18 protein-coding genes are annotated in these 14481 nt (G+C 69.7%); 14 read left to right on the top strand and 4 right to left on the bottom strand.

Annotation, left to right across the window (positions count from 1 at the left end; genetic code table 11):
- Positions 1-133 precede the first annotated feature (133 nt).
- From FHU35_RS04680 to FHU35_RS04630, 12 genes are all read left to right on the top strand, one after another.
- Positions 134-907 (top strand): ESX secretion-associated protein EspG, encoded by a 774-nt coding sequence (locus FHU35_RS04680; RefSeq protein WP_145737120.1) that lies wholly within the window; start codon positions 134-136, stop codon positions 905-907.
- A gap of 127 nt (positions 908-1034) precedes the next feature.
- Positions 1035-1226, top strand: coding sequence for a hypothetical protein (locus tag FHU35_RS04675; protein WP_145737119.1), 192 nt, complete (start codon positions 1035-1037; stop codon positions 1224-1226).
- A gap of 51 nt (positions 1227-1277) precedes the next feature.
- Positions 1278-2183: a DUF6346 domain-containing protein gene (locus FHU35_RS29160; protein WP_186459254.1), complete on the top strand. Its 906-nt coding sequence runs from the start codon at positions 1278-1280 to the stop codon at positions 2181-2183.
- Between the two features lie 23 nt (positions 2184-2206).
- Entirely contained in the window at positions 2207-2626 is a 420-nt protein-coding gene (locus tag FHU35_RS29155) for a YbaB/EbfC family nucleoid-associated protein (RefSeq protein WP_186459253.1), read from the top strand.
- A gap of 14 nt (positions 2627-2640) precedes the next feature.
- Positions 2641-2946 (top strand): type VII secretion target, encoded by a 306-nt coding sequence (locus FHU35_RS04665; RefSeq protein WP_145737117.1) that lies wholly within the window; start codon positions 2641-2643, stop codon positions 2944-2946.
- 5 nt (positions 2947-2951) lie between these two features.
- Positions 2952-4205 carry a WXG100 family type VII secretion target gene (locus tag FHU35_RS04660; RefSeq protein ID WP_484336721.1) on the top strand — a complete coding sequence of 418 codons (1254 nt, stop codon included), beginning with the start codon at positions 2952-2954 and terminating at the stop codon, positions 4203-4205.
- Between the two features lie 460 nt (positions 4206-4665).
- On the top strand, positions 4666-4983 hold the full coding sequence (gene mihF / locus FHU35_RS04655) for an integration host factor, actinobacterial type (protein WP_093154362.1): 318 nt from the start codon (positions 4666-4668) through the stop codon (positions 4981-4983).
- Positions 4980-5582 (top strand): guanylate kinase, encoded by a 603-nt coding sequence (gene gmk, locus FHU35_RS04650; RefSeq protein WP_145737115.1) that lies wholly within the window; start codon positions 4980-4982, stop codon positions 5580-5582. The genes mihF and gmk overlap by 4 nt, the downstream gene beginning before the upstream one ends.
- An 85-nt stretch (positions 5583-5667) precedes the next feature.
- The gene (rpoZ, locus tag FHU35_RS04645; RefSeq protein WP_145737114.1) at positions 5668-5961 is read left to right on the top strand and encodes a DNA-directed RNA polymerase subunit omega; all 294 of its coding nucleotides are present in this window, start codon (positions 5668-5670) and stop codon (positions 5959-5961) included.
- Positions 5958-7208 (top strand): bifunctional phosphopantothenoylcysteine decarboxylase/phosphopantothenate--cysteine ligase CoaBC, encoded by a 1251-nt coding sequence (gene coaBC, locus FHU35_RS04640; RefSeq protein WP_145737113.1) that lies wholly within the window; start codon positions 5958-5960, stop codon positions 7206-7208. The genes rpoZ and coaBC overlap by 4 nt, the downstream gene beginning before the upstream one ends.
- A 39-nt stretch (positions 7209-7247) precedes the next feature.
- Positions 7248-8444: a methionine adenosyltransferase gene (gene metK, locus FHU35_RS04635; RefSeq protein WP_246110068.1), complete on the top strand. Its 1197-nt coding sequence runs from the start codon at positions 7248-7250 to the stop codon at positions 8442-8444.
- Positions 8445-8863: 419 nt separating this feature from the next.
- Positions 8864-9547, top strand: coding sequence for a YwaF family protein (locus FHU35_RS04630; RefSeq protein ID WP_246110067.1), 684 nt, complete (start codon positions 8864-8866; stop codon positions 9545-9547).
- Here the strand turns inward: FHU35_RS04630 and FHU35_RS04625 are convergent.
- Complete coding sequence (locus tag FHU35_RS04625; RefSeq protein WP_145737111.1) at positions 9534-9989, bottom strand: tRNA (cytidine(34)-2'-O)-methyltransferase; 456 nt, start codon at positions 9987-9989, stop codon at positions 9534-9536. The two genes, FHU35_RS04630 and FHU35_RS04625, sit on opposite strands and share 14 nt — an antisense overlap.
- Before the next feature lie 92 nt (positions 9990-10081).
- On the opposite strand from FHU35_RS04625, the gene FHU35_RS04620 reads away from it, so the two are divergent.
- A complete protein-coding gene (locus FHU35_RS04620; RefSeq protein WP_145737110.1) occupies positions 10082-12106 on the top strand; it encodes a primosomal protein N' in 2025 nt (674 codons plus the stop codon).
- Positions 12106-12672 carry a GNAT family N-acetyltransferase gene (locus FHU35_RS04615; protein WP_425474097.1) on the top strand — a complete coding sequence of 189 codons (567 nt, stop codon included), beginning with the start codon at positions 12106-12108 and terminating at the stop codon, positions 12670-12672. The genes FHU35_RS04620 and FHU35_RS04615 overlap by 1 nt, the downstream gene beginning before the upstream one ends.
- 2 nt (positions 12673-12674) lie before the next feature.
- Here the strand turns inward: FHU35_RS04615 and FHU35_RS04610 are convergent, their stop codons facing one another.
- The 3 genes from FHU35_RS04610 to FHU35_RS04600 form a co-directional block, all read right to left on the bottom strand.
- Positions 12675-13244, bottom strand: coding sequence for a hypothetical protein (locus FHU35_RS04610; protein ID WP_145737109.1), 570 nt, complete (start codon positions 13242-13244; stop codon positions 12675-12677).
- A gap of 304 nt (positions 13245-13548) precedes the next feature.
- Positions 13549-14145 (bottom strand): GTP-binding protein, encoded by a 597-nt coding sequence (locus FHU35_RS04605; protein WP_145737108.1) that lies wholly within the window; start codon positions 14143-14145, stop codon positions 13549-13551.
- Positions 14129-14479 carry a DUF742 domain-containing protein gene (locus FHU35_RS04600; protein ID WP_145737107.1) on the bottom strand — a complete coding sequence of 117 codons (351 nt, stop codon included), beginning with the start codon at positions 14477-14479 and terminating at the stop codon, positions 14129-14131. Before FHU35_RS04600 ends, FHU35_RS04605 begins: the two co-directional genes overlap by 17 nt.
- Positions 14480-14481 lie beyond the last annotated feature (2 nt).

Genomic DNA, 14481 nt, shown 5'->3' with positions numbered 1-14481 from the left:
CGAACTGTGGGGGACGGCCGTGCGTCAAGGGCTTCCGAACGGCTGAGGACTGGATCGTGCAGTGAACAACTCGGATCAATTCGTGGACGAACTAGGGGCTGTGCCGTCCACACTTACTGGCTGGGGAGAACCGGTGAAGATCGAGCTGTCGAAGCAAGGCTTCCACGAGGCGTGGAAGCACTTCAACCTCGGCACCAAGCCGCTCGTGCTCAACGTCCTGCCCGACGGCATCCTCGAATCCGAGCGCCGCCAGGTCGAGGCCCGCGCTCGTGGAGAGCTCAACGGACTCGGCTTCGGCAACGAGATGCGGGAAGAGGACATCCAGGGCGCCCTGCTGCCGCTCACCCGCTACGAGCGCGCCTTCGACATCAACTTCCGGGAGCGCAAGCCCGACGGCGGACAGCGCATCGTCGCAGGCATGGTCGCCTGCACCCGAGGTCACGCCACGCTCGCGGTGCTCACCGAGGACTCCGTGACCGTCCAGACGCTGCCCGCCGACTCCATGGTGCGGGCGCTGCTGAGCGTGCTGCCCGACGACGTCAAGGCCGGTCCCGGGCGCGGTGTGTCGCTGCGCAGCTCGGCGATGGAAGCAGCCTCGAAGTCCGCGAGCAACGACCGCGAGATGGCCGAAGGGCTTGCGCGACAAGGCGTTCGGCGCGACGAGGCGAAAACCCTCGTGGAGATGGCCGGTGGGGCGCGCAACGCCTACGCGCAGATCGGCTACGCGGTCATGGACGGAGCCGGCAAGCGGCACCGGGCGCCGATGGTCACCAACTTCTTCGCCAACGCCAAGGGCTGGTACATGATCGAGAACAGCCACCGCAGCGGCGAAGCGTGGACCACCATCGCGCCCATCGACCGCCAGCGGATGGCCGGACGCGTCCAAGACCTGACCAAGACGCTGTAGTTCGCCCGCAGCCCCGGGCACCACGCCCGGGGCTGCGTCGCACCCGGCTTCGCGTCCGGGAAGAGCTCGTCATCGGCCTGCTAGGTTCGGGCCGCACTCTGGAACATCGTTGGGGAGGGCCGGATCCGTGGCCGATGGGGACGAGCGCAGGAACCGGCCCGGATATCGCGATTGGCGAACCGGGCTGGTCGGCATCGCCCTGCTGCTCCTGCTGGCAGTGGTCTTCATCAACGTCCCCGATTACGGGCCCCACATCGCGATCGCGGTCGGGGTCGTCTTCCTCGTGTGGCGCTTCGCCACCGCCAAGCGGCGTGACTGAGCAGCGCTTTCGGGCACCCGGAGCCGGCTGATGCGGCGCGGCGGGGGAGCGGTGTCGTCGAGGATCGAACGGGCCGCGTACGTCGCGTGGCAGGTCGGCGTGCGGCTCGTGGCGCTCGCGCTGTGCTACACGGTCTTCGCCGCATCGGGAGCGCTGGCCTCCGACGGCGTCGTCACCCAGCGGGGAACGGCACTGGCCACGCGCTGCGAACACGTCGGCCCCGTGGGGTTGTCCGGGCTCGGCTGGTACTGGCGGTGCGACGCCGCGATCACCTGGGACGACGGCAGCCGCGAGACGTCCTCCTTCAAGCACTCCGAGCTGACCCCGCGCAACCGGACCGAGCCGGTGCCGGTCGCGTGGCGCGAGGTCGACAACTCCGGCCACATGGTCACCGCCGAGCTCCCGAAGCCCTTCGCCGGAACGGGTTGGGGGCTGCTGGTTCCGCTGCTCGGAGTCGCCATCATGGGCGTCGAGCTGCCACGGCCGGCCTCGCCGCTCGCCGACCAGTGGACCGGGCGACGCAAGACGGCCCGCCTGCAGCTGTGGCAGCCGCTGGTCCTCCCGGCCGGCTGGGCGCTGCTGATCGCGGGCGGCCTGGCCACGGCCGCGCCCGCCGTGCTCCCGGGCTCGGCGGTGATCACGCTCCTGCTCGGTCACCTCGTGCTCGCGACCGCGGTCGTCCTCGGAATCAACCGGCGACGTCACGGCTTCGAACAACCGCCCCTGATCTCCCCCGAGCGCCGGGCGCGATGCGAGCGCGCGGGGAGCGCGCTGCGCTGGATCGGGGCCGTCGGGGCCCTGTTCGTCCTCGTCATGGGATTCGGCAACTGGCTCGGCGTCCTCGGCGCCGCGGCGATCCCGCTGGCCCTCGTCGCCCTCGGCCAGCGGCTGCTGCTGGTCGCACCCCGACATCGCGGACAATCCGATGGAACTGGACGCGCTCCCGCCACGTCCTAGCGCTGAACGTGAAAGGGGTTGTGGTGGAACAGTCGCCAGAGCAATGGCTGGCATCGATGCAGGCGCGCGCCGACGAGATGGTCCGGCAGTCGCAGGAGATCCAGCAGAGCCTGCAGGAGATGAGCGAGACCGCGTCCGAGCCGGACGGTGCCGTCACAGTGACGGTAAGCGCCAACGGGGCGCTCACCGACCTGCACATCGACAAGCGGGCCCTGCAGCGCGGCCCTGACCGGCTGAAGGACGCGATCCTGCAGCTCGCGGGGCAAGCGCAGGCCAAGGTCGCCGGGCGCGTCGTGGACACCGTGGAACCCGTGGCCGGCAGCACCGGGCTCGACTTCCTGCGCACCCAGCTTCCCGCCGACCCGGACGCTGCCGAGCAGAGCCCGCCGCGGCCCGCGAACGACGACCTCGACGACGAACCCCCGCAGACGTTCCTGCGCTGACCAGGAGGCCCGGCATGACGCAGATGAGGGTTCAGCCGCAGGCGCTGACCTCCCACGCGAGTTACCTCTCCGAGCTCGCGGGCAAGATCTCCCAGGCCGCCAGCAAGGGCGACGCGGTCGACTTCGGCCCGGAGTCCTTCGGACTCGTGGGGCAGGCGTTCGCCACGCAGGCGCGCACGACCTCGCAACAGGCCGTCGACCAGCTCAACACCTTCTCCGAGCGCACCGACAAGCTCGGTCAGGCCGTCGGCGAGTGCGCCACGTCCTACACGGCCGATGACGACGACCAGGCCTCCTGCCTGGGCAAGATCGAGTGGTGAGCCAGATGTCTTCGATGTTCGTCGACACCGAGTCCCCGTCGCTGGGATCGAGCGCCTGGAGCGCAGGTGCGGGACCGGTGGACTCCGCCCGAGCCACGGCCAACGCCATCAGCCAGGGCGACTGGGGTGATTTCGCCGCCAGCGCAGGGGTTCTCGCGCTCGACGGCCTGGTGACCGCGATCGATCCGGTCGGCACCGCGCTGGCCGCGGGCGTCGGCTGGCTCATGGAACACCTCGCGCCGCTGCGCGAACTGCTCGACTTCCTCGCCGGTGACCCGAACGCCATCAAGGCGGGGGCCGACACCTGGCTGGAGATCAAGGCCGACCTGGAAGGGCTCGCCGCCGAATTCCCCGGCCAGGCCGAGCAGCAGACCAGCAGCTGGTCGGGTCAGGCCAAGGACGCCTACTCCCAGCAGGTCCAGCAGTACACCGAGGGACTGCAGAGCATGGCGATGAGCGCGGGCAGCGCCTCGGCGACGATCGCCACCGCGGGAACCATGGTCGCGACCTGCCGGGCCATCGTCCGCGACATCATCGCCGCGATCGTCGCCGAGCTGGTCAAAGGTGCTCTGGCGGCCCTGGCCGGATCGGTGGTCAGCTTCGGCGCCACGGTCGCCGGCTACCTCGCCTACGCCGCCGGGCGCGTGGGCATGACCATCGCCAAGATCACCGCGAAGATCAGCCAGCTGCTGGCCAAGCTCGGCAAGGCCGGAGCCATGCTGGCGCGCGTCCTCGACGACATGGCGCAGGTCGGCGCCAAGGTCGGCGCGGACCTGACCGCAGCCGGGACCAAAGCGGCTTCGACCGCGCCGGCAGCGGCAGGTGATCTGCTCTCGGCCGGAAGCCGTGCTTCGGCGAGCGCTGATGCCCTGGGCACCGCCGCCAGCGGCACGGCACGCGCCTCCGACGGCCTCGGCTCGGCCGCAAGCCGCACGTCCGACGCCGCCGGCGCGCTCGGCCGCGGTTCGGAGAACCTGGCAGGAACCGGCCTGCGCTGGAGCCACGGCGCCGACGAAGCCGGCCAGGCGGTCACCGAAGGCGTCGGCAAACGAGCCCAGGACTGGGCGCAGAACGCCGGCTACAACGGACGCCACGCCGACGACATGGACCGCGCGGCGAACGTGACCAAGCCCGAGAGCGCTCTCCTCCGAGGTGGGCTGGGGCACGAGCAGTACCACGAGCAGACCTACGACTCCGACTCCGGCGAGTACTACGACGGCTACGACCGCAGCGGTGCTCCCGATGGCTCGGCCGGCTGATCCGGCGACATCAGGCCACGGCCGCGTCCGGTCTGGAGCGGTGGGGGCGCCGGGGGTTCGGATGGGACACGACGGGACCGCCATTTCCGCTCAGCGAAAGAACGTTGATCAGTTCAAGATCAACTTCCATCATAGAACAGGCTCTCGAACGGTGTGCGTTCGGGGACCGTTTCACGCGGGTGTGACCTGCGGAGACACCCCTCACGTGGCTCAACTGTGCGGAAATCGGACACATTCCGATAAGTTTTGCCGAGATTAGTGCACTTCAGCGGCTTTGTTGATAGGACTTGCAGCGGCCCCGTGCTCGTGCACGCCTTGTACGGGTAGAACTTCAAGGGCCAGGGCGGTGGAGCGGACTGACCCTCTCCACAAAACCGGGACCCCCGTGGGCAACCGCCTTTCGGGACTCGGTACCGTCGCCCGCACCGATCAAGAGAAACCCCACATCACGGAGGACATGGTGGCCCTTCCCCAGCTGACTGAGGAGCAGCGGGCAGCAGCTCTGGAAAAGGCGGCTGCCGCCCGTCGCGCCCGAGCTGAGCTCAAGGAGCGCCTCAAGCGAGGCGGAACCACGCTGGCGGAGGTCCTCGAGACCGCCGACAACGACGAGGTCTTGGGCAAGATGAAGGTCTCCGCCCTGCTCGAGGCCCTGCCCGGCGTTGGCAAGGTCCGTGCGCAGCAGATCATGGAGCGGCTGGAGATCGCCAACAGCCGTAGGCTGCGCGGGCTGGGCGAGCGGCAGCGCAAGGCGCTGCTCACCGAGTTCAGCGGCGAGTGATCGACGCTAAAACCGGCGCTGAGCCGAGGATCGTCCGTCAGGGCGAGCCTCGGCTCACCGTCGTTTCCGGGCCCTCTGGCGTCGGCAAGTCCAGCGTGCTCAGCGAAGTGCGGAGGCACGTGCCGGAGGTCCACTTCAGCGTGTCCGCGACCACCAGGGCTCCTCGTCCCGGTGAGATCGACGGAGTGCACTACCACTTCGTCTCCGTCGCGGAGTTCGAGCGGATGATCACCGACGGTGAGATGCTCGAACACGCCCGCTACGCGGGCAACTTCTACGGGACCCCTCGCAAGCCCGTCCAGGACGCGATCGACTCGGGCAAGCCCGCCGTGCTGGAGATCGAACTCCAGGGCGCGCGCCAGGTCCGCACCGCCTGGCCGGACGCGCAGCTGGTGATGCTGCTGCCGCCCTCCTGGGACGAGCTGGTCGACCGGCTCACCGGCCGCGGCACCGAGCCGGCCGACGTCGTGGAGAAGCGACTGGCCGCAGCGCGCGAGGAGCTGGCCGCCGAACCGGAGTTCGACGAGACCGTCGTGAACGCCGATGTGCAGTCCGCGACCAGCGAATTGGTACGATTGATACTCGGCCACGAGAAGTGACCCGCCAGACCTGACCGCAGAGGTCTCGGCCGCGCGTCACCTCCCGTCCTCCCGAGCGAACTACTACTGAGCAGGAGCCACACCTGTGAGCACCCCGAGCGCGCTGGCTGCCCTCAACAGCAGCCCGTCGACCAACACCGTCGAGGGCATCACCTACCCGCCGATCGACGACCTGCTGGAGCAGGTGAGCTCGAAGTACGCGCTGGTCATCTACTCGGCCAAGCGCGCGCGGCAGATCAGCGACTACTACGCCCAGCTGGGCGAGGGCCTGCTGGAGTACGTCGGCCCGCTCGTCGAGCCGGGCCCGCGGGAGAAGCCGCTGTCGATCGCGCTGCGCGAGATCCACGCCGGCGTGCTCGAGCACACCGAAGGCGAGTGACGTCTGAAGCGACCGAGGACCGCTCGCGGGTGGTCCTCGGCGTCAGCGGTGGCATCGCCGCCTACAAGGCGTGCGAGGTCCTGCGGCGGCTGACCGAGTCGGGTCACGACGTCCGCGTCGTGCCGACCGAGGCCGCGCTGAACTTCGTCGGCGCTGCCACCTTCGAGGCGCTGTCCGGGCACCCGGTGACCACCGGCGTGTTCTCCGACGTGCACGAGGTGCCGCACGTGCGGCTCGGGCAGGAAGCCGACCTCGTGGTCGTCGCCCCCGCCACCGCTGACCTGCTGGCCCGAGCGGCCTCCGGGCAAGCGCCCGACCTGCTCACCAACACGCTGCTGACCGCGCGCTGCCCGGTGCTGATGATCCCCGCGATGCACACCGAGATGTGGGAGCACCCGGCGACCCAGCACAACGTGGCGCTGCTGCGCAGTCGCGGCGTGATCGTGTCTGAGCCCGACAGCGGCCGGCTCACCGGCAAGGACACCGGCAAGGGGCGGCTGCCCGACCCGGCCGAGATCGTGGACCTGGCGCGCCTGCTGCTCACCTCGGCCACCGCGCTGCCGTGGGACCTGGAAGGCCGCCGGGTGGTCATCTCGGCCGGTGGCACGCGGGAATCGCTCGACCCCGTCCGCTACCTGGGCAACCGCTCGTCCGGGCGCCAGGGGTACGCGCTGGCGCGCATCGCCGCGCACCGCGGAGCCGACGTGACGCTGGTCGCCGCGCACACCGCTGACCTGGTCACACCTGCCGGCGTGCGGCTGATCAGGGTCGGGACCGCCGAGGAGATGCGGTCGGTGATGCTCAGCGAGTCCGAGGGCGCCGACGCGGTCGTGATGGCCGCCGCGGTCGCCGACTTCAAGCCGGTGAACCGGGTCGAGCACAAGATCAAGAAGACCGACCGGAACCCGGATCCCGTTGAGCTGGCCAGCAATCCCGACATCCTCGCCGAGATCGTCGACGCCCGTGCGGCCGGGAAGCTCGGCGCATCGCTGATCGTCGGGTTCGCCGCTGAAACCGGTGACGCCACCTCGTCCGTGCTCGACCACGGCCGGGCCAAGCTCGCCCGCAAGGGCTGCGACATGCTCGTGGTCAACGCCGTCGGTGACGGCATGGCCTTCGAGGTCGAGGACAACTCCGGCTGGCTGCTCGGCGACGACGGAACCGAGGAGCGCATCGCCTTCGGAGCCAAGTCCCTCCTGGCGTCCACATTGTGGGACGCGGTCTCCCGGCGGCTCTCCGACCAGTAGTGTTTCGGCATCAATGCCGGAAGCACCCGAGGAGAGTTGTTGAGTCAGCAGCGGTTGTTCACCAGTGAGTCGGTGACCGAAGGGCATCCCGACAAGATCTGCGACGCGATCAGCGACTCGGTGCTCGACGCACTGCTCGCCCAGGACCCGCGCTCCCGCGTCGCCGTCGAGACCCTGGTGACCACCGGGCAGGTGCACGTGGCCGGCGAAGTCACCACCGACGCCTACGCCGACATCCCGGCCATCGTGCGGGAGAAGATCCTCGAGATCGGCTACGACTCCTCGGCCAAGGGCTTCGACGGCAACTCCTGCGGCGTCAACATCGCCATCGGCTCCCAGTCGCCGGACATCGCCCAGGGCGTCGACACCGCGCACGAGACGCGCGTCGAAGGCGTCATCGACGAGATCGCCCAGCAGGGCGCGGGCGACCAGGGCCTCATGTTCGGCTACGCCTGCGACGACACGCCCGAGCTCATGCCGCTGCCCATCGCGCTGGCCCACCGCCTCTCGCGCAGGCTCACCCGCGTCCGCAAGGACGGCGTGCTGTCCTACCTGCGGCCCGACGGCAAGACCCAGGTCACTATCGAGTACGACGGCGAGAAGGCCGTGCGGCTCGACACCGTCGTGCTCTCCACCCAGCACGCCGAGGACATCGACCTCGACGGCCAGCTCGTCGGCGACATCACCAAGCACGTCGTGCAGCCCGAGATCGACGAGCTCTCCCTCGACACCTCGCACACGCGCCTGCTGGTCAACCCCACCGGCCGGTTCGTCGTCGGCGGCCCGATGGGCGACGCCGGACTGACCGGGCGCAAGATCATCGTCGACACCTACGGCGGCATGGCCCGCCACGGCGGCGGCGCCTTCTCCGGCAAGGACCCGTCCAAGGTCGACCGCTCCGCCGCCTACGCGACGCGCTGGGTCGCCAAGAACGTCGTCGCCGCCGGACTCGCCAAGCGCATCGAGGTCCAGGTCGCCTACGCCATCGGCAAGGCGGCACCGGTCGGTCTGTTCATCGAGACCTTCGGTACCGAGACCGTCGAGCCGGACCGCATCCAGCAGGCCATCAACGAGGTTTTCGACCTCCGCCCGGCCGCCATCATCCGCGACCTCGACCTGCTGCACCCCCTCTACTCGGCCACCGCCGCCTACGGCCACTTCGGCCGCACCGACGTCGACCTCCCCTGGGAATCCACCTCCCGAGCAGAAGCCCTCAAAGCAGCAGCCGGCGCCTGACGGCCACACCATCGGGGTGCCCCGGAGCGTCGAACTCCGGGGCACTTCTCGTGCTCTCGCACGGCCCAGCCCAGGAAGCTCGGAATTCCCCCTAAAGATGACCCGCGGAGACGTTCAGCAACCCCGAGGGGGCTCCCCGCCACACCTCACGCCCCCTCGCGACGCTCCTACCTGCAGCGCTCCCAGTTTTAGTCCAAACCGAGCCATGATCATGTCCGAAATGTCGGCTCAGTTTGGACTAAAACTGGGACCTCCTACGCGACGCGGACGACTCGCACCGTGCGGACGCGCCCGAGTGTGGTGGGGATTCGAATGGCGCGCGGAGTTCGGATCGGGGTGCTGGCTCGGGTCGCGTGGGATTTGACTGGGGTGGGGGTCGAGATGACGCTTGATGGGTGGGGCCGGTTGCGGATCGGTTCGTGGCTTACGGCGCGTCGCACTGGGCGTTGATGGCGCTCATCGTGGCCGGGTCGGTGGTGCTCGTCGTGCTCGGGCGGGGACTGGCCGAGGCCTCCGCTGACCGGTGGTGCCGGGTGTTCGCGCTGGTCGTGCTGGGGTTCAACGTTCCGCTGCTGGTGTTCCGGTTGATGCCGGGGGAGTGGGACGTCGCCGAGTCGCTGCCGCTGCACCTCTGCGACCTCGCGTGGGTGGTGGCGGCCCGGGCGCTGTGGACGCGACGGTCGACGCCCTACGTGCTGCTCTACTTCTGGGGCCTGACGCTGACCCCGCAAGCGATCATCACCCCGGCCCTGGACGCGCCCGACTTCCCGGACATCAACTTCATCGAGTTCTGGGGCCAGCACCTGCTGGTGATCTGGACGGCGGCCTTCCTGACCTGGGGAATCGGCATGCGGCCGAGCTGGCGCGGGTACTGGATCTCGGTCGCTGTCACCATCTCGTGGGTCCTGGCGATGTTGGTGTTCAACGAGGTCGCCGGCACCAACTACGGCTTCGTCAGCAGCAAGCCCGAGAACCCGTCGCTGCTGGACCTGATGGGTGGCTGGCCCACCTACCTGGCCGTGGAGCTCGTCGTCGGCATGGCCGGCTGGGCGCTGCTCACCTGGCCGTGGACGCGTCGGCGGGAGCCCGTCACGGCGCCTTGAAGCCCTGCTGCCGCCACGCCTCGTACACGGCGACCGCGGCCGAGTTCGCGAGGTTCATCGAGCGGATCCCGGGAAGCATCGGGATCCGCACCCGCAGCGATGCCTCCTCGATGAGCTCATCCGGGAGCCCGACGGATTCCGGCCCGAACAGCAGCACGTCCCCGGGCCGGTAGTCCACGTCGGTGTAGGAGGTCTCGGTGCGCGCGGTGAAGGCGATGATGCGCTCCGGGCGCAACGCCTCCCAGCACGCCTCCAGGCTCGGGTGCACGTGCAGTGCGGCGCGGTCGTGGTAGTCCAGCCCGGCGCGGCGCAGCTTCGCGTCCTCCACGGAGAACCCCAGCGGCTCGATCAGGTGCAGCGCGGCACCGGAACCGGCGGCCATCCGGATCGCGTTCCCCGCGTTGCCGGGAATCTCGGGGTGGAAGAAGACGACGTGAATCACCGGAAAATGCTGTCACATATCCCACCTCGGCCCCAACTCGCCGGTCGACTCCGGGCCCAGGTCACGACGGGGGCGTCTGGTAGAGAAGAGACATGGCAGGTGCACAGCCCCGGAAGCGGAAAGGGGAGGAGACCGAGCGCACAGCGGCGGCGAACAACCCGGTCGCGCGCGTGATGGTCGACGTCCCGCTCCCGGTGCACCTGGATCGTCCGTTCGACTACCGCGTCCCCGACCGGCTCGACGCCGACGCCCAACCCGGCTGCCGGGTGCGGGTGCGCTTCCGGGGCAAGCTCGTCGACGGCTACCTGCTCGAACGCAACGAGACCACCGACTTCAAGGGCAACCTCGCCTGGCTGGAACGGGTGTCCTCGCCCGAGCCGGTGCTCACACCGGAGATGCTCTCCCAAGCCCAGGCCGTCGCCCACCGCTACGGCGGGATGCTCGCCGACGTCCTGCGGCTGGCGATCCCGCCGCGCAGCGCCGCCGCCGAGAAGTCCGCGCGCAGCGAACCGCTCCCCGCTCCGGAACGCCCGGAAACGACCGCGTGGCAGCGATATCAGCACGGTCAGTCCTACTTGGACGCGCTGCACGCCGGTCGTCCCGCCCGCGCGGTGTGGCAGGCGCTGCCGGGTGAGGACTGGCCCGCCCGGCTCGCCGAAGCCGCCGCGACCACGGCCTCGGCCGGGCGCGGCGCGCTCATCGTGGTGCCCGACCACCGCGACCTGAAACGCCTGCACCGGGCGTGCTCGGCACTGCTCGGCGACGACGTGGTGACGCTGACCGCCGACAGCGGCCCGGCCGAGCGCTACAAGCACTGGCTCGCCGCCCTGCGCGGCGCCGCGAGAGTCGTCATCGGCACCCGCGCGGCCATGTTCGCGCCGGTGCGCGACCTCGGCCTTGCCGTCGTGTGGGACGACGGCGACGACCTGCACAGCTATCCGCAGGTGCCCTACCCGCACACCCGCGACGTGCTCACCCAGCGCGCCCACACCGCGGGCGCGGCGCTCATCGTCGGCGGCTTCGCCCGCACCGCCGAGGCCGCGCTGCTGGTCGAATCGGGCTGGACGCACGAGCTCGTCGCGCACCGCAACGACGTCCGGGCGGCGGCCCCGCGCGTCACCTCCATCGGCGAGGACGACACGCAGCTGGCTCGCGACCCCGCCGCTCGCGCCGCCAGGCTGCCCTCGGTCGGCTTCGAGGCCGCCCGCGCCGCGCTCAAGATCGGTGCCCCGGTGCTCGTCCAGGTTCCGCGTCGCGGATACGTGCCCGCGCTGGCCTGCGGAGACTGCCGGGAGCGCGCCCGCTGCCGCCGCTGCGCGGGACCGCTCGCACTGCCGGGCGGGACCGAGGACGGCATGCCGAAACCCGCCGCGTGCAACTGGTGCGGCGCGGCCGAGGCGGCGTTCAAGTGCCCCCAGTGCGGCTCCCGACGGTTGCGCGCGATCGCCGTCGGCGCCGGGCGCACGGCCGAAGAGCTCGGCCGCGCCTTCCCGGGCTTCCCGGTGCGCACCTCCGGCGCCGGTGAGATCCTCGCCGACGTGCCGGCCAAACCCGCCCTGATCGTGTGCACGCCTGGTGCCGAACCCGTCGCCGACGGCGGGTACGGCGCAGCGCTGCTGCTCGACGGGCGCACGCTGCTCGGCAGGCCGGAGCTGCGCGCCTCCGAAACGGCGCTGCGGCTCTGGTTCTCCGCGGCCGCACTCGTCCGGCCCGGCTCCGAAGGCGGACGTGTCGTGGTGATGGCCGAATCGTCCCTGCAGCCGGTGCAGGCGCTCGTCCGGTGGGACCCGTCGTGGTACGCCGCGCAGGAGCTCGCCGAGCGCGCCGAACTCGGCTTCCCGCCCGCTCGCCGGGTCGCTGCCGTCGACGGCACGCCGGACGCGATCGAAGCGCTGCTGGACTCCGCGGACCTGCCCGCCAGCGCGGAAGTCCTCGGTCCCGTCCCGCTCGGCGAGGTCGACGAGGACGGCAGCTCCGAGCGAGAACGCCTCATCGTCAGGGTCGAGCGCACCGAGGGCCGGGCCCTCGCCGACTCGCTGCACGCCGCCCAAGCGATCCGCGCCGCCCGCAAGGCCACCGAACTCCAGGTGCGCCTGGACCCGCTGGAGATGTTGTAGTGAACCGGATCTTCCTGGAGACCGAGCGGATGGTGCTGCGCGAGCTCACCGAGGCCGACGCCGGTGAGGTCTTCCGCCTGAACAACGATCCCGAGGTCATGCGCTACATCAACGGCGGGCGCCCGATGAGCATCGAGGAGGTCCGGGACGGGATCATGCCGAAGTACCTCCAGACCTACGAGCGCTTCGGCGGCCAGGGGAACTGGGCGGCCATCGGTCGCGAAACCGGGTGCTTCCTGGGCCTGTTCAACTTCCGGCCGGAGGCGGTCGACGCGGTGGACGACTTCGAGCTCGGTTACCGGCTGCACCGCTCGGCGTGGGGCCGCGGCCTGGCCACCGAGGGGGCGGTGGCCCTCATCCGCGCGGGCTTCACCGAGCTCGGCCTGAGCCGGGCGTGGGCCCAGACCATGACCGTCAACACCGGATCCCGCCGGGTCATGGAGAGAGCCGGTCTCCACCACGTCCGCACCTTCCTAGCCGAGTGGCCGGAAGGCGAGATCGAAGGCTCCGAACACGGAGACGTCGAATACGCCATCACCAAATCCCAATGGCGAGCACAGAGCTGACCTCACGAACTCGCCAGGCTCAAGATCTCGGTGATCGTGAAGAACCCCAACTTGCTCCCAGCCACGGGCTCGACCTGGATGTTGGTGACGAGATTGTCTTCCCGCCACGAGTCGTAGCGGTGGCCCGTGAACTCCACCCCGCGGTACTTGCGGAATTCCTTGGGGAGTTCGAGGACATTGCCTGTGCCGTGCTTGTCCACAAGCTTCTTGTATTCCTTGGCCGAATCGACGCTGGGCATGTCGACCGTCGAGACGGCCACGACCACGCTGCCATTGCGGGGCTTGCGGAGGTCGGCGAAGAATCGGTGCAGAGTACGGCAGGGGTGGGCTGCGAAGAAGCGTTTCACGTTGCCGTATGCAGTCCCATCGCAGTCACCGAACTGACTGCGCTCCTTGACCTCAACTTGGTAGCCGCGGCTCCTCCAGCGTGCCACGGCGCGAAATTCCACTTCGAGCGGGCTCTTCGCGGACTGCGTTGTACGCGGTTTCGGCTTCGGGGCAGTGATTCCTTCAAAGGCTGCGGTGCCCCCACCGCCGACCGCTATCGAACCCCCGAGGGCGATCGCGACCACCGCGCTGGTGGTTCGGCTCGGTCCACGCCGTGTATGTCCCCTGACCCTGGTCCCGTCGCGACGGAAGTACTCGCGGACGCTGATTTTCCGCAACCTGCCTCCTCACCGTTGTGCGGAACCCGACGGTTGATCAGTGAACCGGAGGTGCGGAAGGAGGCGCGGCGTTTTGAGAACCGATCATCCGGTCAGAGCAGCCACCCGAGGAGGCAGGTTCTGGGCACTGGGCAGTTGTGGTCTGAACTGACCGGACGAACCGGACACCGAGGGTGGACGGTTCGGACCAAAACTGCCCCGGTGCCCGGGATCAGAGGTTGGTGGCGTGGGCCTGGTCCGGTTGGGCCGTGCGGTATTCGATGGCCCGGTCCAGGACGGTGACGAGGACCTCCTTGGTGGAGGACTTGTCGCGGGCGTCGAAGGGGAGGACCGGGATCTCCGGGTCGAGGTCCAGGGCGGCGGCGACCGTCTCCGGTTCGTGGCGCGGGGCGCCGTCGAACTCGTTCACCGCGATCACGAACGGGATTCCGCGGTCCTCGAAGAAGTCGAGGATGGCGAAGCACTGGTTCAGCCGCTCGGTGTCGACGATGACGATCGCGCCCAACGCGCCCAGCGCGATGCTGTCCCACATCGGCCAGAACCGGTCCTGGCCCGGAGTTCCGAACAGGTAGAGCTTCGGTCCGCTGGGCAGGTCCAGGCGCCCGAAGTCCAAGGCGACCGTGGTCGTCTTCTTCTCCTGCACTCCCGCCAGGTCGTCGATGCCGACGCCCGCCTCGGTGAGGATCTCCTCGGTCCGCAGCGGCTCCCGGTCGGTGAGCTTCGTGATCATCGTGGTCTTGCCGACCCCGAAAGCCCCGGCGATCACGATCTTCGCCGAAGCGGTGCTCGGATCAAAGGTTCCGGACATCGTTGCGCAGCCTCTCCATGAAAGAAACATCAGGCCGGTCGGTGCGAGGTGCCGTCACCCGCAGTACACCGCGCTCGACCAGATCGCAGACCAGGACGCGGGCCACCGAGATCGGGCTCTCCAGCACCGCGGCGATCTCTGCCAGCGACACCGGTTTCGAGCACAGCTCCCGAACGGTGGTGGCGCTCAGCGACCCCTCCGGTGCGAAGTCGCGGGGAGTCGCCTGCAGCAGGGCGGAGACGTCCAGGTCGTCGCTGGTGACATCGGTGCGGCCGCCGGTGTGCACGTAAGGCCGCACCAGCGGCCCGGGTTCGTCATCGTTCCACTCGGTCATGC

The organism is Saccharopolyspora dendranthemae (assembly GCF_007829955.1).
GTDB lineage: Bacteria > Actinomycetota > Actinomycetes > Mycobacteriales > Pseudonocardiaceae > Saccharopolyspora > Saccharopolyspora dendranthemae.
The sequence above is the reverse complement of the archived record's forward strand: the minus strand, read 5'-3'. Positions and strand labels throughout refer to the sequence as shown.